The following is a 22,127-nucleotide window of genomic DNA, read 5'->3' on the forward strand; positions in this document are numbered from 1 at the left end:
CCGCCGATCGACCTAGGCCGCGGGCTCGGCCGCCTCGGCCCGCGCGACCACGAGCCCCTCGCCGTCGTCGGCCAGCTCGACCCGCACCGTGTCGCCGTCGCGCACCTCGCCCGAGAGCAGCGCCCGCGCGAGGCGGTCGTCGATCTCGTGCTGCATGAGGCGGCGCAGCGGCCTGGCCCCGTAGATCGGGTCGTAGCCGCGTTCGGCGAGCCAGGCGCGCGCGTCGGGCGTGACGCCGAGCTCGAGCCGCCGCTCGTGCAGGCGCCGCTCGAGGCGGTCGACCGAGAGGTTCACGATCTCGCCGAGCTCCTGTTCGGAGAGCGCCAAGAACACGACGATGTCGTCGAGCCGGTTCACGAACTCGGGCTTGAACGCCTGCCGCACCGTCTCGCGCACCGCGCGCTCCTTGTCGTCCCACGACAGCGCGGGGTCGACGAGGAACTGCGAGCCGAGGTTCGACGTGAGGATCAGGATCGTGTTGCGGAAGTCGACCGTGCGCCCCTGCCCGTCGGTCAGGCGACCGTCGTCGAGCACCTGGAGCAGCACGTCGAAGACCTCGGGATGCGCCTTCTCGACCTCGTCGAGCAGGATCACGCTGTACGGCCGGCGCCGCACCGCCTCGGTCAGCTGGCCGCCCTGCTCGTAGCCGACGTACCCGGGAGGTGCGCCGACGAGGCGCGACACCGAGAACTTCTCGCCGTACTCGGACATGTCGATGCGCACCATGGCGTGCTCGTCGTCGAAGAGGAACTCGGCGAGCGCCTTGGCGAGCTCGGTCTTGCCGACGCCGGTCGGCCCGAGGAACAGGAACGAGCCGGTCGGGCGGTTCGGGTCGCTGATGCCGGCGCGCGAGCGGCGCACCGCGTCGGCGACCGCGCCGACCGCCGTCTTCTGGCCGATGAGGCGGCGGCCGAGTTCGGTCTCGAGCGCCAGCAGCTTCTCGGTCTCGCCCTGCAGCAGGCGGCCGACGGGGATGCCCGTCCACGCGGCGATCACGGCGGCGATGTCCTCGTCGGTGACCTGCTCGTTGACCATGCGGGGCTCGTCGGGCGCCTCCTCGGCGCGCTCGGCCTCGACCAGGTCGCGCTCGAGGCGCGCGATCGTCTCGTACTCGAGCTTCGACGCCTTGGCGTAGTCGGCCGCGCGCATGGCGAGGTCGCGCTCGGTGCGCGCCTCGTCGAGCGCCTTCTTCAGGTCGCCGACGCGGTTGAGGCTCATCCGCTCGCGGTCCCAGCGCTCGCGCAGGGTCGCGAGCTCGCGCTCCTGGGTCGCGAGGGTCTCCCGCAGCGACGCGAGCCGCTCCTTCGAGGCGTCGTCCTTCTCCTTCTTGAGGGCGAGCTCCTCGAGCTTCATGCGATCGACCTGGCGCTGCAGCTCGTCGATCTCGACGGGCGACGACTCGATCTCCATCTTCAGCCGGCTCATCGCCTCGTCGACGAGGTCGATGGCCTTGTCGGGCAGCTGGCGTGCCGAGATGTAGCGGTTCGAGAGGGATGCGGCCGCGACCAGCGCGGCATCGGTGATCGTGACGCCGTGGTGCGCCTCGTACCGGCCCTTCAACCCGCGCAGGATCGCCACCGTGTCCTCGACGCTCGGCTCGCCGACGTACACCTGCTGGAAGCGCCGCTCGAGCGCGGCGTCCTTCTCGATGTACTCGCGGTACTCGTCGAGCGTGGTCGCGCCGATGAGGCGCAGCTCGCCGCGCGCGAGCATGGGCTTCAGCATGTTCGAGGCCGCGACCGAACCCTCGCCGCCGCCCGCGCCCATGAGCAGGTGCAGCTCGTCGACGAACGTGATGATGCGACCCTCGGCCTCGTTGATCTCCTTGAGCACTGACTTCAGGCGCTCCTCGAACTGCCCGCGGTACATTGCGCCGGCGACGAGCGCCGAGATGTCGAGCGAGACGAGCTCCTTGTCCTTCAGCGAGTCGGCGACGTCGCCCGCGACGATGCGCTGCGCGAGTCCCTCGACGACCGCGGTCTTGCCGACGCCGGGCTCGCCGATGAGCACCGGGTTGTTCTTGGTGCGCCGGGTCAGCACCTGGCTGACCCGACGGATCTCGGCGTCGCGGCCGATCACCGGGTCGAGCTTGCCGCTCTTCGCGATGGCCGTCAGGTTCACGCCGAACTGTTCGAGCGCCGACTGCTGCTCGTCCTGCGAGCTCGGCGCGCCCTGCATGTTCGCCACTGGGGTTCCCTTTCACTGGTTCTAAACTTGAGTCGAGTCTACTCAACTTTGCACGCGGGCGCACGTCGCGAGGCTGTGAAGTGCCTGCGGGCGAGCGGATGCCCCTGAGCTGCACGTCACGACCGCGAAACGTGCCGCGTCGTATCGTCGTGCCATGACCGACACCGCGACGGGCGCTCTCACGCCGGCACGCCTCGACCCCGCGCTGCAGCGCCACCTCGTCCGCTTCGGCGGCAGCTTCACCCCGAGCTCATCGCCCGCGCCGAGGGCAGCTTCGTCTTCACCGAATCGGGTCGCCGGGTGCTCGACTTCACGTCCGGCCAGATGAGCGCCATCCTCGGCCACTCGCACCCCGAGATCGTCGCGACCGTGCAGCGCCAGGTCGCGACGCTCGACCACCTGTTCAGCGGCATGCTCTCGCGACCGGTGATCGAGCTGTCGGAGCGCATCGCCGCGTCGCTGCCCGACCCGCTCGAGCGCGTGCTGCTGCTCACCACCGGCGCCGAGTCGAACGAGGCCGCCGTGCGCATGGCGAAGCTCGTCACCGGCAAGCACGAGATCGTCTCGTTCGCGCGCTCCTGGCACGGCATGACGGGCGCCGCCGCGGCCGCGACCTACAGCTCGGGGCGCACGGGCTACGGCCCCGTCGCACCCGGCAACATCGCCATTCCGACCCCCGACTCGTACCGCCCCGACATCGTCGGCGCCGGCGGCGAGCTCGACTGGCGCCGCCAGCTCGACCTCGCGTTCGACCTCGTCGACGCGCAGTCGACGGGTTCGCTCGCGGCGTGCCTGGTCGAGCCGATCCTGAGCTCCGGCGGCGTGATCGAGCCGCCGCCCGGCTACTTCGCCGCCCTCGCGCAGAAGTGCCGCGAGCGCGGCATGCTGCTCATCCTCGACGAGGCGCAGACCGGGCTCTGCCGCACCGGTACCTGGTACGCGTTCGAGCGAGACGGCGTCGTGCCCGACATCCTCACCCTCTCGAAGACCCTCGGCGCCGGGCTCCCGCTCGCGGCGGTCGTGACCAGCGACGAGATCGAGCGCGTCGCCCACGAGCGCGGCTACCTGTTCTTCACCACCCACGTGAACGACCCACTCGTCGCCGCTGTGGGCAACACCGTGTTCGACGTGCTCGACCGCGAGCACATGGACGAGCGCGCGACGCACCTCGGCGGCGTGCTGCGCGAGGGCCTGCTCGAGCTGCAGCGCCGCCACGAGGTCGTCGGCGACGTGCGCGGCCGCGGGCTGCTGCAGGGGCTCGAACTCGTGGCCGACCGGGAGACGAAGCAGGGGGCCGACGCGCTGGGCGCCGACGTCACCCGCCGATGCTTCGCGCTCGGCCTGCACATGAACGTCGTGCAGCTGCCCGGCATGGGCGGCACGTTCCGCATCGCCCCGCCGCTCACCAGCACCGAGGACGAGCTCGCGCTCGGCCTCGAGATCCTCGACCGCGCACTCGGCGAGGCCACCGCCTGATCGGGAATGCGAGCGGGCGTGACGCGGTTGCCAGACGACGAACCGAGCTACAGGAGGACGCCCCGATGCCGTTGACCGGAGAGTACGCACCCAGCACCGCCGAGTGGGCCCGCACGCAGGCCGAGACCTACGAGGCCACCGACGGCCAGGAGGCCGGCACCATGCGCGGGGTACCCGTGATCGTGCTCACCTCGAAGGGCGCGAAGACCGGCAAGCTCCGCAAGACCGCGCTGATGCGCGTCGAGCACGCCGGCGAGTACGCCGTGGTGGCGTCGAAGGGCGGCGACCCGAAGCATCCGGTCTGGTACTGGAACCTCAAGGCGCACCCGCTGGTCGAGCTGCAGGACGGCGCGGTCAAGCGCGACTACACCGCACGCGAGGTCACCGACGACGAGCGCGAGACCTGGTGGGCGCGCGCGGCCGAGGTCTGGCCCGACTACGACGCGTACCAGACGCGCACCGACCGGCAGATCCCGGTGTTCGTGCTCACGCCCACCGAGTAGCCGTCCGGCGTCAGCCGCCGTGGGCGAGGATCTGGATTCCGATCACGACCCCGCCGAAGACGACGAACACCGAGAGCGCGACGAGCTTCGCCCACGGCTTCAGGGTGGAGCGGCGCACCGCGAGGTAGCCGATCAGCCCGAGCGTCGCGAGGTAGATGAACGAGTCGATGCGCAGCGCGTCGTGCAGGTCGAGCCAGCCGAGCCAGGCCGCGGCGATCAGCAGCAGCGGCAGCACCGCGGTACCGAGCGCGCCCGATGCGATGCGCAGCTCGAGCCGGAACTCGAGCCGGCTCGGCAGCGCGCCGTGCACCGAGACGTGCGCGACGATGTCGGCGAGGAGCCCGGCGATCGTGATGCCCAGCACGCCGAGGGCGAGCGTGCCGAACGCGCGGCCGGGCTCGATGTGGTCGAACTCGCCGAGCAGCACGAGGGTGATCGCGAGCCCCGTGAAGGTCGCGTAGACGCGCTCCTTCAGGTACGCGGTGATCGCGCGCCGCTCGTCGTCGTCGAACTCCTCCATGGCGCGGCGGTCGGGCCGGCCACGACGCGGTCCGCGGGAAAGCCGCCCGTGCTCGGTCACGGTCGCTCCGGGTCGTCGCCGGCCTCGGCGACCGGTTCCGGTTCCGGTTCCGACTCCGGTTCCGACTCCGGTTCCGACTCCGGTTCCGACTCGTCGGGCGGCGGCTCGCCGGCGACATCCGCCTCGACCGCGTCGCGATCGCCCGACAGCCATCGGGCCCAGCCGTTGCGCGGGTCGCCCTCGAGCAGCAGCGCGCGGGCGAGCAGCGTCAGCGGGATCGCGAGGATGGCGCCGAGCGGGCCGATCACGAAGGTCCAGAACACGACCGAGAAGAAGCTCAGCGTGAGCGACAGGCTCACCGCGTCGGCGACGAACTTCGGCTGCACGAGCACCTGCAGCACCACGTTCACGACGCTGTAGATCGCGATGACCGCGAGCATGAGCGGCCAGCCGCCGACGACCAGCGCGAGGATCGCGGGCGGCACGAGTCCCAGCACGAACCCGATGTTCGGGATGAAGTTCGTCACGAACGCGAGGATCGCCCACACCGTCGGCGCCGGCACGCCAACGGCCCAGAGCGCGATGCCGTCGATGATCGCGACCACGGCGCCGAAGCTCGCGTTCACCACGAAGTAGCGGCGCACGTTCGAGGCGTAGCGCTCGAACCGGTCGAGCGTGGCATCGCGCAGCCCGCGGAACGCCTGGTGCGCGTCGCGGTAGTGCGCAGCATCCGCCGCCATGAAGATGACGTACGCGAGCACGAAGAAGAACGCCGTCAAGATGCCGAGCACCCAGCCCGAGACGGTCTCGGCGACGCCGAAGAGGAACGACGGGTCGAGCACGGATGCCACGGTGTCGGCCGCCTGCTCCTCGAGCCCGAGCGACGACAGCCACGCGATCACGTCCTGCGTGGTGTCGCTCAGCTCCGAGAAGTAGTCGACGACGAGCGCCCCGAAGCGGATGCCCGCGAAGGCGAGCATGGCCGCGAGGGCGGCGAGGATCAGGTAGGCGACCACGATGACGACCGTCGTGGCGGCCCAGCGCGACCAGCCGCGCCGCTCGAGCGGGCGGCGGATCGGGTGCACGATGATCACGATCACCGCGGCGAGCGCGAGGGGCGCGGCGATCTCGCGAGCGAACGAGACGCCCGCCAGCACGACGACGGCGGCGGCCGCGACGAGGATCGGGCTCGTCGACCGTGCGGGGGCGGGTTCGGGGCGGGCGCTCTCCGCTGCGGCAACCATGGATCGACGATAGCGGGCCCGGTCGCGACGCCCCGACCGACCCGCGTCACGGGGAGCGCCGGACGACGCGGCTAGAAGTTGCCCAGCCCCTTGCCGAGCAGCACGACCGCGAGCACGAGCAGCAGCACCGCCATGATCGACGCGTTGTGCTGCACGAGCCATTCGCGCAGGCGCCCGAGCGGCGCCGTCATGGCATCGGATGCGACGAGGTAGGCGACCACCGGCACCGCGACCGAGCACCCGGCGATGACGGTGAACACCACGATGCTCAGGACGACGGAGCCGACGTCGAGGCCCGCGCCGCCGATCTCGATGCCGCCGCCGGCCGCGAGCAGCAGGTTCTTCGGGTTGACCGCCGACAGGAGCACGCCGAGCCCGATGGCGCGGCCCGCGTTCATCTGGTCGATCGCGCCCATCCACTTCGGCAGGTCGGGCTCCTCGCCCTCGACCGGGCGGCCGCGCCACTGTCGCAGTGCGAGCAGCAGCAGCGCCACCGCGAGCACGATCTGCACGACGGCGGTGACCGGCCGCGAGGCATCCGCGTCGCCCTCGGGCAGTGCGGCGGAGAGCAGGGTGAAGACGGTCGTCGCGAGGGCGATGCCGACGATCCAGCCGACGAGGAAGCCGACGCTCGCACCCTTCGCCTTCGGCGACAGCAGCATGAGGATCGCCGCGACGATCGGTATCGGACTGATCGCGATGCCGACGGCGAGCGGCAGTATGGCTCCGATCACTGCGGCCACGCCAGGCTCCCGTCTCGCGCCGACCCGGTGCCGACGGTGGTTCCATCGTGGCGCGGCCGGGACGGCCTGTCGACCCCGACGCACGGCGCCCTACCGGTCGCCCGCCCCCGGAGAGTAGGTTGTGGAGCACGTCGACCGATGGAGGAATGCACGTGGACTACGGATTCTGGGCGCTCGTGAGCTTCCTCCTGGCGGCGTTCGTGTTCGTCGCGTACCTGTTCGTGCTGGTGGCGGTGCTGGGCGACCTGTTCAGCGACCACTCGCTGAACGGCTGGTGGAAGGCCGTGTGGATGGTCTTCCTCGTGTTCGTGCCGTTCCTTACGGGCCTGGTCTACGTGATCGCGCGCGGGCACGGCATGGCCGAGCGCCGGGCCGCCGCGCGACGGGCGACCGCGCCGCGTCAGGCGGAGTACTCGCCGCACGTGGCCGCACCGCCGTCGCCGTCGGATGAGATCGCCAAGGCGAAGTCGATGCTCGACGCGGGCACGCTCACCCCCGAGGAGTACGAGTCGATCAAGGTGCGCACGCTCGGCGAGGGCTGACGTCTCGGACGCCTCGGTCGGCTCGCCCGGACGGCTCGCTCGGATACCCTACTGGGGTATAGTGGTGCGCGTCCGCACCGCGATCCGGAAGGCAGCCATGACCGAGACCACCCGCACCGAACTCCCCCTCGTCTCCTCCGACGCATCCTCCCCCGCATCGGGCGGCGGATGCTGCGGTGGCGGCGGCTGCGCCTGCGGGCACGGCTCGAGCGCGTCGGCAGGCGCGAGCGCGAGCGGCGTCGCGACCGCCGAGTTCCTCGTCGAGGGCATGACCTGCGGCCACTGCGTGTCGAGCGTCACCGAGGAGCTCTCCGAGATCGCCGGCGTCGAGCAGGTGTCGGTCGACCTGCGCCCCGAGGGCGCCTCGCGCGTCACGGTCGCCTCGTCGGCGCCTCTCGCCGCGCACGACGTGCGCGCGGCCGTCGAGGACGCCGGCTACCGGCTCGCGGCCGGCGCCTGAGCCGCCCCGCGCACCGGGCACCCACCCGCATGAGCACCACCGCCTCCACTCCGGGCTCCGGCCCGGCCCTCGTCGACGTCGAACTCGACATCACCGGCATGACCTGCGCGTCGTGCGCGATGCGCATCGAACGCAAGCTCGGGAAGATGCCGGGCGTCGAGGCATCCGTCAACTACGCGACCGAGAAGGCGCACGTGCGCGCCCCGGCGAACGTCGGCCCCGACGCGCTGGTCGAGGTCGTCGCTGCGGCCGGCTACGGCGCGAGCGTGCCCGAACCCGAGCCCGAGCCCGGCGAGTCCGCCGACGAGCTCGGGCCGCTGCGCCGACGCCTCATCGCGAGCGCAGCGCTGGCCGCCCCCGTCGTCGTGCTCTCGATGGTGCCCGCCCTGCAGTTCACGTACTGGCAGTGGGTGGCACTCGCGCTGACGATCCCGGTGGCGACGTGGGGCGCCTGGCCGTTCCACCGCGCCGCCGCGGTCAACGCCCGCCACGGCGCGGTCACCATGGACACGCTCATCAGCATGGGCGTGCTCGCCGCGTTCGGCTGGTCGCTCTGGGCGCTGCTCCTCGGCGACGCCGGGGAACCGGGCATGCACATGACGTTCCGCCTGATCGGGCCTGCGCCGGGCGGCCACGACGAGCTCTACCTCGAGGTCGCGGCGGCGGTCACGGTGTTCCTCCTCGCGGGTCGGTACATCGAGGCCCGCGCGAAGCGCGCCTCCGGTGCCGCACTGCGCGCGCTGCTCGAGCTCGGGGCGACGGATGCCACGCAGCTCGTCGACGGCGCCGAGCGACGCGTGCCCGTGCGCGACCTCGTGCCGGGCGACCGCGTGCTGGTGCGCCCCGGCGAGAAGATCGCCTCCGACGGGCTCGTCGTCGAGGGGGCATCCGCCGTCGACCGCAGCATGCTCACCGGCGAGTCGGTGCCGGTCGAGGTCGGCCCCGGTGACCGGGTGACGGGCGCCACGCTCAACGCCGGCGGCGTGCTGGTCGTCGAGATCACGCGCGTCGGCGCCGACACCGAGCTCGCGCGGCTCGGCCGCCTGCTCGAGGAGGCGCAGACCGGCAAAGCGCCCGTGCAGCGCCTCGCCGACCGCATCTCGACGGTGTTCGTGCCGGTCGTGATCGGGCTCGCGCTCGTCGCCCTGGCCGGGTGGCTGCTCGTCGGCGGCACGCCCGAGCAGGCGTTCGGCGCGGCCGTCGCGACGCTCATCATCGCGTGCCCGTGCGCCCTCGGGCTCGCCACCCCGACCGCGCTGCTCGTCGGCACCGGTCGCGGCGCCCAGCTCGGCATCCTCATCCGCGGGCCGCAGGTGCTCGAGCAGACCCGCACGGTCGACACGATCGTGCTCGACAAGACCGGCACGGTGACCACCGGTCGGATGCGGGTGCAGCAGGTGCTCCCCGCAGCCGGCGAGGACGCCGACGACGTGCTCGCGCTCGCGGCCGCCGCGGAGGCCGGCTCGGAGCATCCGATCGCCCGTGCCGTGGTCGAGGCCGCCCCGCGCACCGAGCGGGCCGAGCAGTTCCTCGCCCACGCGGGCCTCGGCGTCCAGGCGGTCGTCGGCGGCCGCCTGACCTCCGTCGGGCGCGCCGCGTGGCTCGCCGAGGCGTGGGCGATCGAGCTGCCCGACGACCTGGCCGAGCAGGCGCGCCGCGCCGAGGCCGACGGAGCGACCGTCGTCGCGGTGGCGTGGGACGGACGCGCTCGCGGCATCATCGCGGTCGCCGACACGCTGAAGCCGAGCGCGCGCGACGCCGTCCAGCGGTTCCGCGACCTCGGGCTCTCGCCCGTGCTGCTGACCGGCGACAACGCCGGGGCGGCGGGTGCGGTCGCGCGCGCGCTCGGCATCGACGACGTGCACGCCGGCGTCACGCCCGAGGGCAAGCTCGCCGTCGTGCGCGAACTGCAGGCCGCCGGCCGCACGGTCGCGATGGTCGGCGACGGCGTCAACGACCAGGCCGCGCTCGCGGCATCCGACCTCGGCATCGCCATGGGGCAGGGCACGGATGCGGCGATGGCGGCCTCCGACCTCACCGTCGTGTCGGGCGACCTGCGGGTCGTCGCCGACGCCGTGCGGCTGTCTCGCCGCACGCTCGGCATCATCCGCGGCAACCTGTTCTGGGCGTTCGCGTACAACGCCGCGGCGATCCCGATCGCGATGCTCGGGCTGCTGAACCCGCTCGTCGCGGGCGCGGCGATGGCCGCGTCGAGCGTGTTCGTCGTGGGCAACAGCCTGCGGCTGCGCGGGTTCCGGCCGGGCGCCTGAGCCTCAGCGCTCGTTCGTCGGGTCGAGCACCTCGAGCATCGACCCCTGCACGAACCCGACCCACTCGTACGCGGCGCGCATGTAGCCGTCGCGCTCGGTGATCGGCTCGGTGACGGGGTCGTCGTCGGGTTCGTCGGCGAGGATGCCGGTGCGCTCGGCCAGGATCAGCCGGAGGTCGGTGAGGAAGGTCAGCCACCCCCACGACGCGGCCTGGTCGAGCTCGATGTCGACGATGCCACGGTCCTCCTCGGTGCTCGTCGCGTCGCGCACCGCCGCGGCGGCGTCGCGCTTCGACTGCGCGAGGTCCTCCCGGGTGTAGCGGCGGAAGTCGTCGGACGCGGCGTCGTCGTCGACGTACGCGTCGGGGAACAGCCGGTCGAGCGCCGGGTCGGTGTGCGCGTCCTGCTCGAGCACCGTGACGACCTGCCCGGCGAACTCGGCCAGCAGCATCGCCTCCTCGCTCTCGAGCACGATCCGCACCCCGCCGAGCGCCTGCGCCGCCGAGACGATCACTCGTCGGCCCTCCGAAGCGTGGCCTGCAGGCCGTAGCCGTGCATCGCGGCGACGTGCCGCTCCATGGTCTCGCGGTCGCCGGTCGCGACCACCGCGCGCCCCTCGTTGTGCACGCGCAGCATGAGTTGCTCGGCCCGGTGCTTGGGGAAGCCGAAGTAGCTGCGGAACACGTACGCGACGTAGGTCATGAGGTTGACCGGGTCGTCCCAGACGATCGTGACCCACGGCACGGCGGTGACGGATGCCTCGTCCGTCGCCTCCCGCACGTCGGGTCGCTCGATCGTCTGCGCCATGCTTCCAGCGTCGCACGAATCGCGTGCGGTGGCACCCGGGTCGGGTCAGAGGCCGCGCATCGTGAAGGCGCGGGCGAGGCGGCGGCGGGCCGGGCCCACGGCGAGCAGGCGCACGGCGGCGTTGCGCGCGGCGAGGCGGAGGCCGTGGGCCGGGGCGCCCATCGACATGTTGAACGCGGCCTGGCGTATGGCGCGACCGGCGGCCCTGTGGCGGGCGCGCTCGTACTCGGCGAGGGCGGCTGCGGCACCCGGTGGGTCGGCGAGGCACGCCGCGAGCGCGCGGTCGAGGTGCAGCGCGTCCAGCCAGCCGAGGTTCATGCCCTGCCCGCCGATCGGGCTCACCTCGTGCGCCGCGTCGCCCACGAGCACGATGCGGCCGGCGACGACCCGGTCGGCGAGGTGCTGGCGCGCGGTGAAGGCGCGGGCGTCGGGCACGTCGGTGCCGAGGTCGTCGCCCGTGCGCTCGGCGACGATGCCGATGAGGGCAGCGGATGCCCCGGGGCGATCGACGCCCGCGTCGCGCGCGCCCCACTCGGTCATCGCCACCCAGCGGCGCATTCCGCCCGGGAGCGGGAACGACTCGACCACGCCGCCCGGCTCGAAGTGCAGCAGCGCCGACCCCGGGGCATCCGTGCGGTCGGCCACGTCGCCCATCACGTAGTCCGCGCGCCCGCGGTGCTGTTGCCATCCGATGCGCGCCTGCCTGCGCACGCCGCTGCGCACGCCGTCGGCGCCGACCAGGTAGCGCGCGGCGAGCGTGGCCGGCGCGTCGATGCCGCCATCCGTCGCGCCGCCGCCCTCGTCCGCCGCTCGTCTGCCCGAGGCATCCGCCCCGGCCCCGTCGACCGCGAACTCCACGCCACCGTCGAGCTGCCGGATCGCCGAGACGCGCACGCCCCGATGCAGCGCCCCTGGACGCAACTGCGCGAGCCGTTCGGCGAGCAGCCGCTCGGTCTCCGCCTGCGGCAGCGCCAGCACGAACGGCACGTCGGGGTCGGCTTCGGCGAAGTCGAGCGCGCCGAGCACCCGCCCGCGGCACGAGACCCGCCCGTCGCGGATCGCCACCCCCGACTGCCGCGCCGCCTCGCCCACGCCCACGGCGTCGAGGGCGCGCAGCCCGGGCGGGTGCACGCCGATCGCGCGGGACAGCGGCGCCGGCTCCGCCCGCTGTTCGAACACGTCGACCCGCAGCCCACGCTGGGCGAGCAGGCACGCCAGCAGCAGTCCCACCGGCCCACCGCCGACGATCGCGACGTCGAGCGTCGGCGCGCCCTCCGGCGTCAGCCCCGCTCCCACCACACCTCCAGCCGCGACGGCACGGCCGCACGCACGCGCCAGCCGTCGGGCAGCGCCGCCGCGAGCTCCGCCACGGTGTGGCTGCGGCGGATCGACGTGAGCCCGTCCTCGCGGATGTACGAGCCGGCGAGGAGGTTCGGCTGGAACGGCGCCGTGCCGATGCCGAATCCGGCATATCCCCACCGCGACCGCGCGATGTCGGCGTGCAGCGCGAGCCCGCCCGGTCGCAGCAGCCGCTCGGAGTCGGCGAGCAGCACACCCAGCTCGTCGCCGGTGACGTGATGCAGCACATGGTTCGACACCACCAGGTCGTACCGCTCGCCGATGCGCACGAGGTCGGAGCTGTGCGCGCGGCGCAGCGCGAGGCCGGGAACCGCGGGCTGCCGCAGCCCCCAGCGGATCGCCCGCACGTCCGGGTCGATCGCCGTCACCGCGAGCGCCAGCCCGTCGCGCCGCGCCCAGCGCAGCAGCGCCCGCGGCACGTCGCCGCCGCCCGTACCGATGTCGAGCAGCGTCGTCACGCGATCCGGGCGCAACCGCGGCCGCACCCGTGCACGGTAGATCCATCGCCACCCCGACACCACGGCGTTGACCAGGTGGAACCGGCCATAGGTGCGCTCGAGCGCGACCGGATCGCAGTCCGGGTCGTCCATGCGCTCCGAGGCATCCGTCGCCCTGAACCTGAGGTCGGGGAGGCCGATCACCCCTCGCGCACCGTCATCAGGGCGGTCTCGACCGTGAGCCCGGGCCCGAACGCCATCGCGGCGACGCGGTCGCCGTCGGCCGCGGATGCCCCGTCGAGGATGTTCCGCAGCACGAAGAGCACGGTCGCGCTCGACATGTTGCCGAAGTCGCGCAGCGTCTCCCGCGCGGGAACCAGCTGCGCCTCGTCGAGCGCGAGCTTCGCGCCGACCTTGTCGACGATGCTGCGCCCGCCGGGATGGATCGCCCAGTGCGTGATGGACTCGCCGGCCGTCGACGCGGCGAGCGCGCGGGACAGCCCCTCGTCGTCGGCGAACAACGGCTCGAGCGCGCCGACGATGTGGTCGTCGATGATGTTCGGCACGTAGGTCGACAGCACCATCTCGAACCCGTGGTCGCCGATCTTCCACGCCATGTCGCCCTCCCCGACGGGCGTGATGACCGTCTCGAACCGATCGAGGTCGAACGCGCGCTCACCCGGCTCGAGCGGGCGCTGCGTCACGAGCCCCGCGCCCGCGCCGTCGGCGAACAGCGAGCACGCCACGATGGTGTCGGGATCGGTCGACGACCGCAGGTGCAGCGTGCAGAGCTCGACGCTCACGACGAGCACGACGGCGTCGGGGTCGGCCTCGCAGAACTGCTTGGCCGTGCGCAGCGCCGGCATGGCCGCGTAGCACCCCATGAACCCGAGGTGGGTGCGCGCGACCGACGGGCGCAGCCCGAGCTCGCGCACGATCATGTAGTCGGGACCGGGCTGGTAGAAGCCGGTGCACGAGACGGTCACGATGTGGGTGATGTCGGATGCCTCGAGACCCGGCGTCGCCGCGATCGCACGCCGCGCCGCCTCGACGTAGAGGATCGTCGCCTGCTCCGCGTACAGCTCGTTGCGCGCCTTCGTGCCCGGCAGCAGCAGCTCGCCCGACTCGACGTCGAAGAACTCGGGCGTCTCGGGCCGCGCCTCGGTCGTGAGCTCGGCGATCGCCGTGTGGCGCGTCTCGATGCCCGACACGTCGAACGACGTCGACACGATGCGCTGCGCGAGCCGATTCAGCCCGGGCTGGGCCTTGAAGACGTCTCGCACCTGTTCCTGGATGAGCACGGTGGGAGGGACGGCCGTCTGCAAACCCCGAAGCGTCACGGTCATGCCCCACTGTAGGCATGTCCCGCCCCGCGCCGATAGGGTCCCCGCCCGACTTCACCGAGTCGTCATGAACTGTCGCTTCGGCGCCGCCGATGGCGACACTTCATGACGACTCGCGGATAGGGGAGGCGATCAGGGGCGGGTGGAGGCCGTCACGGTGAACTTCGGGGTACGGCCGAGCTGGCGGGTCGGTCCGACCAGGCGTTCGAGCGCGGGGCGGTAGCGCAGGTGCGAGTTCCAGACGGTGACGAGCGTGCCGCCTGGCGCGAGCGCGCGCCCCGCGTCGGCGAAGAGGCGCTCGGCGAGTGCGGTCGTCACCGCGGCTCCCGAATGGAAGGGCGGGTTCAGCGCGACCAGGCGGGCGGTCGCGTCGGGCACGGTCTCGAGCCCGTCGGCGCGCTCGGCGGTGACGCGGTCGGCGACGCCGTTCGCCTCGGCGGTCGCGCGGGCCGACGCGACGGCCGCGGCGGACTGGTCGAGGGCGCGCACGCGGGCCCGGGGCATCCGCTCGGCCAGCCAGGCGGCGACGACACCGGTGCCGCAGGCCAGATCGATCACCTCGTCGATGTCGGCGGCGTCTGCCACCTCGCCGACGTGCGCGAGCAGGGCGCGGGTGCCGATGTCGACGCCCGATCCGGCGAAGACCCCACCGTGCGCGACGACGGTCAGGCCGAGCTCGTCGTCTCGGGCGCGGGCCGGCCACGGCGACGGCTCGGTGGGCCGGATCGGGTCGCGCGCGACCAGCACCCGCGACTTCTGCCGCGCGTGCGTGACGTCGAGCCGGCCGAAGTGGCGGCGCAGCACGTCGTTCATGGCGAGGGTCATGTGCTTGATGCGCCCGCCCGCGACGACCACGACGTCGTCGGCCGCGTGCGCGGCGACCAGCCCGGCGATCTCGTCGAGCGCGTCGAGCGAGCGGGGCAGGCGCAGCAGCACGAGCCGAGCGGATGCCGCGAGCCCCGCGTCGAACGGCACGATCCGCACCGCGCCGGCGAGGCCCGTACGGGCGGCGTTGGCCGCTATGGCGCGCTCCCCGAGCAGCGCGTCCTGATGCACGCGCACGTCGCGCGCCCCGCGGTCGGCCGCGCCCAGCGCGAGCGCCCCATGCGTGTCGCCGATGACGACGACCTCGCCGTCACCCGCCTCCGCGAGCCACGCGCCGGCCTCGTCCAGGATCAGCCGGTCGGCCGCATCCCACGCCCGCAGCCCGTCGCCCTCGGTGTCGGGCGCGCGCCGGAGCGCATCGAAGTCCACGCCAGCAGGCTACCCGCGTCTCGCCCCGCCCTCCGCCTCCCGCAGCGGCACGTGCCGTTCGCACCGGCCCGCCGAACTCACTCGGGCACGCCGAACTCTACGTGCCGAACCGTTCGGCACGTGCCGAGCGACCCGGCCGGCGGTCAGCGAGCGAGCCAGTCGTACACGGCTGGCCCAGTCGCGCGGCACGTGCAAGGTCACGCGGCACGCCGAACTCACCCGGGCACGCCGAACTCGACGTGCCGAACCGCTCGGCACGTGCCGAGCGACCCGGCCCGCGGTCGGCGACGCGGCCAGTCGTGCACGGCCGGCTCGCTCGCCGGGCACGTGCCGGGTCGCCACGCAACCGCGTCAGCGGCGCTGGTCGAGGGGGCGCCAGACCACGACCTGGTTCTGCCGGCGCACGCGCGTGCCGGTCTTCAGCGAGATGACCTCGCCCTCCGAGCTCGACGCGAACACGCGCGAGCCCGGACGGTTGAGCATCTCGTCGGCGAGCGCCGCCTCGAGCTCGCGCACGCGTTCCTCGAGGTGCGCGACCCGGTTCTCGAGCTGCAGCACGCGGCGGATGCCCTCGAGGCTCACGCCCTCGCCCGACAGCGCGGCGATCTCGCGCAGCTGCACGACGTCGCGCATCGAGTAGCGGCGCGACTTTCCGGGCGTGCGCGACGGCGAGACGAGGCCGAGCCGGTCGTACTGCCGCAGCGTCTGCGGGTGCATGCCCGCGAGCTCGGCCGCGACGGAGATCACGAACATGGGGCTCTTCTCGTCCATCACGTGCTCCTCTCCCGTCCGTGGCTCGGCAGCCTACTGCCTGGCGCGCGCCAGCAGGTCGGCGCGCGGGTTCTCGTCGGGCACCAGCTCGGCGAACTCCTTGAGCGCCGACTCGGCCTCGCCCGACAGGTGCGACGGCACCGCGATCTGCACGACCGCGAGCAGGTCGCCCGTGCCCTTCTTCGTCTCGACGCCGCGGCCCTTGACGCGCAGCACGCGTCCGCTCGGCGTACCGGGTGCGACGCGCAGCTTCACGGGGTCGCCGCCGAGCGTGGGCACCTCGATGGTCGCGCCGAGCGCGGCCTCGGCGAACGTGACCGGCACGTTCACGCGCAGGTTCAGCCCGTCGCGCTCGAACACGGGGTGCTTGCGCACCTCGACCGTGAGCACGATGTCGCCGGGCTCGCCGCCGTCGGGCGACGGCCGGCCCTTGCCGCGCACCTTGATCTTCTGCCCGTCGGCGACGCCGGCCGGGATGCGCACCGTGATCGGCTTGCCGCCGTCGGCGTGCAGGGTGACCTGGTCGCCGCGCGTGGCGGTCATGAAGTCGAGCGTGGTGGTCGCCGTGATGTCGGCGCCGCGGCTCGGCCCGCCGTAGCCGCGGTAGCCGCCCGTGGGCTGCCCGAACCGGCCGCTGCCGAACATGCCGCCGAGGATGTCCTCGAATCCGCCGCCGCCCGGCGCGCCCTGGGTGTACGTGTACTGCTGGCCGCGCCCGCCGCCGCCGAACATGCCGCCGAAGACGTCCTCGAATCCGCCGGCGTTGCCGCTGGCGCCAGGCGCCGTGAAGCGCGCACCGCCGCCCATGGCGCGGATCGCGTCGTACTCCTTGCGCTGCTCCGGGTCGGAGAGCACCGAGTTCGCCTCGCTGATCTCCTTGAACTTGGCCTCGGCCGTCGCATCACCCGGGTTGGAGTCGGGGTGGTACTTCCGCGCGAGCTTGCGGTACGCCTTCTTCAGGTCGGCGTCGGTGACGTTCTTCGAGACGCCCAGCACCTTGTAGAAGTCCTTGTCGAACCAGTCCTGGCTTGCCAACGGCGCCTCCCTTCGATGTGTCCGGAGGCCGTCGGCACTCCGCAAGAACCTGAGTCAACTACGCTCAAGTTTATCATGAGCGGGCGCCGCCTCCGCGCGCCCGCTGCGCCGCGATCCCGGCGGTGCCGGGGCCGCGTGGCGGCCGGGTCGTCGCGGGGGCCTCGGGGGCCGGCTGCGCGAGACGACCAGGGTCGAGGCGACCCCGACGGCGATGAGGGCGGATGCCCCGAGCGCGACGACCCCGATCGTGCCCGCCGCACCCCCAGCGCTTCCGACCGACGCCGAGGCCTCGCACCGCGGCTCCACCGAGCCCGCCGCCGCTGCCTCGAACGCCGCCGGCTCGTACGTGAACTCGATGTCGCCGCCGATTACGTGGCCCTCGATCGTCACCGAGCGCCACGTCGCCGTGTACTCGCCCGCCTCGCCGAGCGCGACCGGCGCGGTGATCTGCGGGCCGACCGTCTCGGCGCACCCGGTCTCGTAGTGCAGCCCGTCGGCGTCGGTCACGAGCACCGACGACGGGTCGACGTCGGGCCCGAAGTCGATGAGCTCCTCGTCGAAGTCGAGCACGATCTCGACGACGCGGGTCGCGGTCCCGCCGTCGGCCGGCGTCGTGCCGATCAGGAAGGCATGCGCCCACGCGGGCGCCGCGGGCACCAGCAGCGGCACCGCGGCGAGCGCGGCCGCTGCGGCGAGGGCGGCGGACATGCGGAAGCGGGAGCCGCGCGTGTCGCGCGGCTCCCGCCATCCGATCTGCGTCCCCGCCACGGGCCCCGCGCTACTGCGGGGTCTTGACGACCACCTTGGCCGCACGCAGGAGCGTCGACCCGAGGTAGTACCCGGTCTCGACGACGTCGGCCACCGTGTCGACCTCGACCTCGTCGCTCGGCTGCTGGAAGATCGCCTCGTGGCGCTGCGGGTCGAACACCTCGCCCGCCTCGCCGAACGGCGCCAGGCCGAGCTTCTCGACCGCGCCGCGCAGCTTCGCGGCGATCGTGGCGAACGGGGCGTCGCCCTCGAGGTCGCCGTGCTTCTCGGCCCGGTCGAGGTCGTCGAGCACCGGCAGCAGCACGGCGACGGCCTTGCCGACCGCGCGCTCGCGCTCGACCTCCCGGTTCGCCTCGGTGCGCTTGCGGTAGTTCGCGTACTCCGCCGTGACGCGCTTCAGGTCGGCGAGGTGCTCGCTGGTCGGCTCGTCGACCTCGGCCTGCGCGGCGTTGAGGATGTCGTCGACCGTCAGCGGCTCGTCGTCGCCCGCGGCATCCGCCTCGCCCTCGCCCTCGGACTCGCCGGCCGCGCCTTCCGGTGCGGCATCCGACTCGTCGTCGGCCGGCGGCATCGACGTCTCGACGTCGGGACCCTCGAGCGGCTCGAAGTGGGAGCCGGACTCGTCGACGCCGGCGTCCGACGCCGACGAGTCCGCGGGCTTCCGAACCTCGCCCGTCTCGGGGTCGATCCGCCGCTTGTCGCGGATGATCGGCTCTTCGCGTTCGTGGTTCTCGTCAGCCATGTCCTACTTCTTCTCGTTCTCGTCCTCGTCGTCGACGACCTCGGCGTCGACGACGTCCTCGTCGGACTCGTCGGCCTGGGCGCCGGTGGCGTTGGCGTCCTCGCCGGGCTCGCCCGCGGCGCCCGCCGCGGCATCCGCCTGTGCACCAGCGTAGATCGCCTCGCCGAGCTTCTGCTGCGACTGCGAGAGCTTCTCGAACGCGGTCTTCACGGCCTCGTCGTCCTCGCCCGCCAGCGCGGTCTTCAGCGCGTCGACGTCGCCCTGCACCTCGTCCTTGACGTCGGAGGGCAGCTTGTCCTCGTTGTCCTTGATGAGCTTGTCGGTCGAGTAGGCGAGCTGCTCGGCCGAGTTGCGGGTCTCGGCCGACTCGCGACGCTGCTTGTCCTCGGCGGCGTGCTCCTCGGCCTCGCGCACCATGCGCTCGATGTCGTCCTTCGGCAGGCTCGAGCCGCCGGTGATCGTCATCGACTGCTCCTTGCCGGTGCCCTTGTCCTTGGCGGACACGTGCACGATGCCGTTGGCGTCGATGTCGAAGGTGACCTCGACCTGCGGGATGCCGCGCGGCGCCGGGGCGATGCCGGTGAGCTCGAACGTGCCCAGCGGCTTGTTGTCGCGGGTGAACTCGCGCTCGCCCTGGAAGACCTGGATCGCGACCGACGGCTGGTTGTCGTCGGCGGTCGTGAAGGTCTCGCTGCGCTTGGTCGGGATGGCCGTGTTGCGCTCGATGAGCTTGGTCATGATGCCGCCCTTGGTCTCGATGCCGAGGCTCAGGGGGTGACGTCGATGAGCAGCACGTCCTTGCGCTCGCCCTTGAGGACGCCCGCCTGGAGGGCGGCGCCCACGGCGACGACCTCGTCGGGGTTCACGCCCTTGTTGGGCTCCTTGCCGCCGGTCTCCTGCTTCACGAGCTCGGAGACGGCGGGCATGCGGGTCGAGCCGCCGACGAGCACGACGTGCGCGATGTCGGAGACCTTGATGCCGGCCTCGCGGATGACGTCGTCGAACGGCTTCTTGGTGCGGTCGAGCAGGTCGGAGGTCATGTTCTCGAACTGGGCGCGGGTGAGCGTCTCGTCGAGGTTGGCCGGGCCGTTCTCGGTGAGCGAGAGGTAGGGCAGCTGGATGCTCGTCGACATGCTCGACGAGAGCTCCTTCTTCGCCTGCTCCGCGGCCTCCTTGAGGCGCTGGAGCGCGATCTTGTCCTTCGAGACGTCGACGCCGGTCGAGGACTTGAACTGCTTGATGAGGTGCTCGACGACCCGCTGGTCCCAGTCGTCGCCGCCGAGGCGGTTGTCGCCCGCGGTCGCGCGCACCTGGATGGTGGAGAAGTCGTCGTCCTTGCCCACCTCGAGGAGGGAGACGTCGAAGGTGCCGCCGCCGAGGTCGAAGACGAGGATGAGCTCGTCCTCCTTGCCCTTGTCGAGGCCGTACGCGAGCGCGGCCGCGGTGGGCTCGTTGATGATGCGCAGCACGTTGAGGCCCGAGATCTCACCGGCCTCCTTGGTGGCCTGGCGCTCGGCGTCGTTGAAGTACGCGGGCACGGTGATGACCGCGTCGGTGACGGTATCGCCGAGGTACTGCTCGGCGTCGCGCTTGAGCTTCTGCAGGATGCGGGCCGAGATCTCCTGCGGCGTGTAGTTCTTGCCGTCGATCTCCTGGGTCCAGTCGGTGCCCATGTGGCGCTTGACCGACGAGATGGTGCGATCGACGTTGGTGACGGCCTGGCGCTTCGCGGTCTCGCCGACGAGCACCTCCCCGTCCTTGGTGAACGCGACCACCGACGGGGTGGTGCGCAGGCCCTCGGCGTTCGCGATGACGGTGGGCTCGCCACCCTCGAGGACGCTGACCACGGAGTTCGTGGTGCCGAGGTCGATACCGACTGCACGTGACATGTGTTGCATCTCCTAACGTGTCCGATCCGGTTCGGCACGGATGCCCCGTGACCGCCGCGCTCGGACGTGATCCGGGCGTTGGCCCGGGCCGAAGTCGAGGTGCCGGGGAAGACTTGAGCCCCGACGAATCAAGTTTCACACCGGCCGAATCGGGTGTCAAATCTCGAGGCGCAAAGTTGAGTCGAACCGGCTCAACTCACGGCGGAAGCTCAGGAACCGGGCGGCAGCGGTGGCGCTCAGGCGCCGGGCCGCGCGCCCGACGCCGGCTCCTCGGCCGGTGCCGCGGCGGGGACCGACTCGGTCGTGCCCGCGAACTCCGCGGACAGCAGGCGGTACGAGCGGGTCGTGAAGGCGAACAGCGCGATCGCCACGAGGATGAGGCCGGCGAACAGGAACACCAGCGCGATGCCGCGGGCGTCCCCCTCGCCGAGCAGCCAGCCCCACGTCGCCTGGCCCGAAGAGCCCTCCATGTACGGGATCACCCAGAACTCGGCGATCGGCGCGATGAGGAACGCGGTCACCGGCGCGGCCGCCGACTCGAGTGCCATCGCGAACCCGAAGACCCGGCCCTGGCGCCGGAACGTGACGACCTTCTGGATGACCGTCTGCTCGGCCGCCTCGACCACCGGGACGATCGCCATGTACGCCCAGATGCCGACCGCGTAGAGCCACCACCACTCCCGCAGCGTGAACACGGCACCCAGCACGCCCATCGCCACGACCACGTACAGCATGGTGCGGATGGGGTTGCGACCGAGCCCGAACTTCGCGATCACCGCACCGCCGATGATGAACCCGGTCGAGGTCACGCCGAGCACGATGCCCCACACCTCGACGGCGAACAACTCGAGCCCGTACGGGTCCATCAGCGCGACGTAGGCGCCGCCGATGAGGTTGTTGAAGGTCGTGAAGATGATGAGCGCGAACAGCCCGGGCACGCCGCGGATGGTCGCGATGCTGCCGCGGATGTCGACGGCCGGGGGCCGTCCGTCCTCGGCGACGGGCTGCTCCTCGGGGATCTTCAGAAACAGCAGGTGCACGAGCACGAGCGCTGTGGCGACGATCGCGAGCAGCAGGGTCCAGCCCATGCCGAGCAGGCCGATCGAGAGCCCCGAGAACACGCTCGTGACCATGAACGCGATGCCCTGCACCGTGCCGACCATGCCGTTGGCGTTGGCGTGCCGCTCGACCGGCACCAGCAGCGTCACCGTTGTCGACAGCGCGATGTTGCGCATGTGTTCGATGACCGCGCCGAAGAGGAGGATGCCCGAGAACAGCCAGAACCACGGCCCGCCGAGATCGACCAGCGCCGCCTCCGGCTGGAACAGGTAGAGCACGCCCGAGACGGCGAACGCGACGAGCGTCACGATGCTCGAGAACACCATGACCGCGTGCTTGCGGTGCCGATCGACGATGGTGCCGAAGATCATCGAGAACACCGCGACGAGCAGCATGTACGCGCCGCCGATGATGCCGGTCGCGAGCACCGAGCGGGTCTCGAGGTACACCCAGAACGTCAGCGCGAACCAGAGGAAGCTCGTGGTGACGTTCGCGACCAGCGTGTTCGACAGCACGTGCACGAACACGCGCATGCCCCCGGGCGGCGGTTCCGGATGCTCCGCAGCAGCGCCGCGCGCGTTCGTCTCGGTGTCCGTCGGCTCGGTCGCATCCGACCCGTCTCGTTCCCCCTGCACCCGGGCATGCTAACCCCCGCTGCCGACGTCGCTCCCAGCCCTTCCGTCGCGGCAGCCCCGGCCCTAGAGTGCGATCACGCGGGC

20 protein-coding genes and 1 pseudogene are annotated in these 22,127 nt (G+C 72.3%); 5 read left to right on the plus strand and 16 right to left on the minus strand.

Annotated elements, in window-relative coordinates:
- Positions 1-12 precede the first annotated feature (12 nt).
- Positions 13-2,178, minus strand: coding sequence for an ATP-dependent Clp protease ATP-binding subunit (locus QUE38_RS07015; RefSeq protein WP_286311701.1), 2,166 nt, complete (start codon positions 2,176-2,178; stop codon positions 13-15).
- Positions 2,179-2,487: 309 nt separating this feature from the next.
- Between QUE38_RS07015 and QUE38_RS07020 the strand changes: the two genes are divergently transcribed.
- Both QUE38_RS07020 and QUE38_RS07025 read left to right on the plus strand, forming a co-directional pair.
- A complete protein-coding gene (locus tag QUE38_RS07020) occupies positions 2,488-3,663 on the plus strand; it encodes an aspartate aminotransferase family protein (RefSeq protein WP_286311041.1) in 1,176 nt (391 codons plus the stop codon).
- 65 nt (positions 3,664-3,728) lie between these two features.
- Positions 3,729-4,166, plus strand: coding sequence for a nitroreductase family deazaflavin-dependent oxidoreductase (locus QUE38_RS07025; protein WP_286311044.1), 438 nt, complete (start codon positions 3,729-3,731; stop codon positions 4,164-4,166).
- Positions 4,167-4,176: 10 nt separating this feature from the next.
- On the opposite strand, the gene QUE38_RS07030 is transcribed toward QUE38_RS07025, so the two are convergent.
- From QUE38_RS07030 to QUE38_RS07040, 3 genes are all read right to left on the minus strand, one after another.
- Complete coding sequence (locus QUE38_RS07030; RefSeq protein ID WP_286311047.1) at positions 4,177-4,686, minus strand: hypothetical protein; 510 nt, start codon at positions 4,684-4,686, stop codon at positions 4,177-4,179.
- A gap of 56 nt (positions 4,687-4,742) precedes the next feature.
- A complete protein-coding gene (locus QUE38_RS07035) occupies positions 4,743-5,930 on the minus strand; it encodes an AI-2E family transporter (protein ID WP_286311051.1) in 1,188 nt (395 codons plus the stop codon).
- A gap of 71 nt (positions 5,931-6,001) precedes the next feature.
- A complete protein-coding gene (locus QUE38_RS07040) occupies positions 6,002-6,673 on the minus strand; it encodes a GAP family protein (RefSeq protein WP_286311054.1) in 672 nt (223 codons plus the stop codon).
- Between the two features lie 146 nt (positions 6,674-6,819).
- On the opposite strand from QUE38_RS07040, the gene QUE38_RS07045 reads away from it, so the two are divergent.
- From QUE38_RS07045 to QUE38_RS07055, 3 genes are all read left to right on the plus strand, one after another.
- The gene (locus tag QUE38_RS07045) at positions 6,820-7,215 is read left to right on the plus strand and encodes an SHOCT domain-containing protein (protein ID WP_433996954.1); all 396 of its coding nucleotides are present in this window, start codon (positions 6,820-6,822) and stop codon (positions 7,213-7,215) included.
- Positions 7,216-7,312: 97 nt separating this feature from the next.
- Positions 7,313-7,675: a heavy-metal-associated domain-containing protein gene (locus QUE38_RS07050; RefSeq protein WP_286311058.1), complete on the plus strand. Its 363-nt coding sequence runs from the start codon at positions 7,313-7,315 to the stop codon at positions 7,673-7,675.
- A 29-nt stretch (positions 7,676-7,704) separates the two neighbouring features.
- Positions 7,705-9,945, plus strand: coding sequence for a heavy metal translocating P-type ATPase (locus QUE38_RS07055; protein ID WP_286311060.1), 2,241 nt, complete (start codon positions 7,705-7,707; stop codon positions 9,943-9,945).
- A 3-nt stretch (positions 9,946-9,948) separates the two neighbouring features.
- Here QUE38_RS07055 and QUE38_RS07060 read toward each other — a convergent pair whose 3' ends face one another.
- From QUE38_RS07060 to QUE38_RS07115, 12 genes and pseudogenes are all read right to left on the minus strand, one after another.
- Positions 9,949-10,458 carry a DUF2017 family protein gene (locus QUE38_RS07060; protein WP_286311062.1) on the minus strand — a complete coding sequence of 170 codons (510 nt, stop codon included), beginning with the start codon at positions 10,456-10,458 and terminating at the stop codon, positions 9,949-9,951.
- Entirely contained in the window at positions 10,455-10,751 is a 297-nt protein-coding gene (gene clpS / locus QUE38_RS07065; RefSeq protein WP_286311064.1) for an ATP-dependent Clp protease adapter ClpS, read from the minus strand. Before clpS ends, QUE38_RS07060 begins: the two co-directional genes overlap by 4 nt.
- Before the next feature lie 45 nt (positions 10,752-10,796).
- Positions 10,797-12,047, minus strand: a complete 1,251-nt coding sequence (locus QUE38_RS07070; RefSeq protein ID WP_286311067.1) for an FAD-dependent oxidoreductase — start codon at positions 12,045-12,047, stop codon at positions 10,797-10,799.
- Complete coding sequence (locus QUE38_RS07075) at positions 12,032-12,751, minus strand: class I SAM-dependent methyltransferase (protein WP_286311068.1); 720 nt, start codon at positions 12,749-12,751, stop codon at positions 12,032-12,034. The genes QUE38_RS07070 and QUE38_RS07075 overlap by 16 nt, the downstream gene beginning before the upstream one ends.
- Positions 12,748-13,893, minus strand: coding sequence for a type III polyketide synthase (locus tag QUE38_RS07080; RefSeq protein ID WP_286311071.1), 1,146 nt, complete (start codon positions 13,891-13,893; stop codon positions 12,748-12,750). The genes QUE38_RS07075 and QUE38_RS07080 overlap by 4 nt, the downstream gene beginning before the upstream one ends.
- Before the next feature lie 129 nt (positions 13,894-14,022).
- Positions 14,023-15,144, minus strand: coding sequence for a class I SAM-dependent methyltransferase (locus QUE38_RS07085; RefSeq protein ID WP_286311073.1), 1,122 nt, complete (start codon positions 15,142-15,144; stop codon positions 14,023-14,025).
- Positions 15,145-15,495: 351 nt separating this feature from the next.
- Positions 15,496-15,915: a heat shock protein transcriptional repressor HspR gene (locus tag QUE38_RS07090; protein ID WP_286311075.1), complete on the minus strand. Its 420-nt coding sequence runs from the start codon at positions 15,913-15,915 to the stop codon at positions 15,496-15,498.
- A 33-nt stretch (positions 15,916-15,948) separates the two neighbouring features.
- Positions 15,949-16,950, minus strand: a complete 1,002-nt coding sequence (locus tag QUE38_RS07095) for a DnaJ C-terminal domain-containing protein (protein ID WP_286311077.1) — start codon at positions 16,948-16,950, stop codon at positions 15,949-15,951.
- 54 nt (positions 16,951-17,004) lie between these two features.
- Positions 17,005-17,718 (minus strand): copper resistance CopC family protein, encoded by a 714-nt coding sequence (locus QUE38_RS07100; RefSeq protein ID WP_286311081.1) that lies wholly within the window; start codon positions 17,716-17,718, stop codon positions 17,005-17,007.
- Positions 17,719-17,728: 10 nt separating this feature from the next.
- Positions 17,729-18,460 (minus strand): nucleotide exchange factor GrpE, encoded by a 732-nt coding sequence (locus QUE38_RS07105; RefSeq protein WP_286311083.1) that lies wholly within the window; start codon positions 18,458-18,460, stop codon positions 17,729-17,731.
- A 3-nt stretch (positions 18,461-18,463) separates the two neighbouring features.
- Positions 18,464-20,349, minus strand: a pseudogene (gene dnaK / locus QUE38_RS07110) (molecular chaperone DnaK).
- A 236-nt stretch (positions 20,350-20,585) separates the two neighbouring features.
- The gene (locus QUE38_RS07115) at positions 20,586-21,941 is read right to left on the minus strand and encodes an MFS transporter (protein ID WP_286311703.1); all 1,356 of its coding nucleotides are present in this window, start codon (positions 21,939-21,941) and stop codon (positions 20,586-20,588) included.
- Positions 21,942-22,127: the final 186 nt, after the last annotated feature.

The organism is Agromyces mangrovi (genome assembly GCF_030296695.1).
GTDB classification, from domain to species: domain Bacteria; phylum Actinomycetota; class Actinomycetes; order Actinomycetales; family Microbacteriaceae; genus Agromyces; species Agromyces mangrovi.

Excerpts from the sequence above, each read along its gene's own strand:
- QUE38_RS07015 (WP_286311701.1), bottom strand. The coding sequence starts at position 2,178 with ATGCAGGGCGCGCCGAGCTCGCAGGACGAGCAGCAGTCGGCGCTCGAA.
- QUE38_RS07035 (WP_286311051.1), bottom strand. The coding sequence starts at position 5,930 with ATGGTTGCCGCAGCGGAGAGCGCCCGCCCCGAACCCGCCCCCGCACGG.
- QUE38_RS07025 (WP_286311044.1), top strand. The coding sequence starts at position 3,729 with ATGCCGTTGACCGGAGAGTACGCACCCAGCACCGCCGAGTGGGCCCGC.
- clpS (WP_286311064.1), bottom strand. The coding sequence starts at position 10,751 with ATGGCGCAGACGATCGAGCGACCCGACGTGCGGGAGGCGACGGACGAG.
- QUE38_RS07030 (WP_286311047.1), bottom strand. The coding sequence starts at position 4,686 with ATGGAGGAGTTCGACGACGACGAGCGGCGCGCGATCACCGCGTACCTG.
- QUE38_RS07045 (WP_433996954.1), top strand. The coding sequence starts at position 6,820 with ATGCACGTGGACTACGGATTCTGGGCGCTCGTGAGCTTCCTCCTGGCG.
- QUE38_RS07115 (WP_286311703.1), bottom strand. The coding sequence starts at position 21,941 with ATGCGCGTGTTCGTGCACGTGCTGTCGAACACGCTGGTCGCGAACGTC.
- QUE38_RS07090 (WP_286311075.1), bottom strand. The coding sequence starts at position 15,915 with ATGGACGAGAAGAGCCCCATGTTCGTGATCTCCGTCGCGGCCGAGCTC.
- QUE38_RS07080 (WP_286311071.1), bottom strand. The coding sequence starts at position 13,893 with ATGACCGTGACGCTTCGGGGTTTGCAGACGGCCGTCCCTCCCACCGTG.
- QUE38_RS07105 (WP_286311083.1), bottom strand. The coding sequence starts at position 18,460 with ATGGCTGACGAGAACCACGAACGCGAAGAGCCGATCATCCGCGACAAG.
- QUE38_RS07055 (WP_286311060.1), top strand. The coding sequence starts at position 7,705 with ATGAGCACCACCGCCTCCACTCCGGGCTCCGGCCCGGCCCTCGTCGAC.
- QUE38_RS07050 (WP_286311058.1), top strand. The coding sequence starts at position 7,313 with ATGACCGAGACCACCCGCACCGAACTCCCCCTCGTCTCCTCCGACGCA.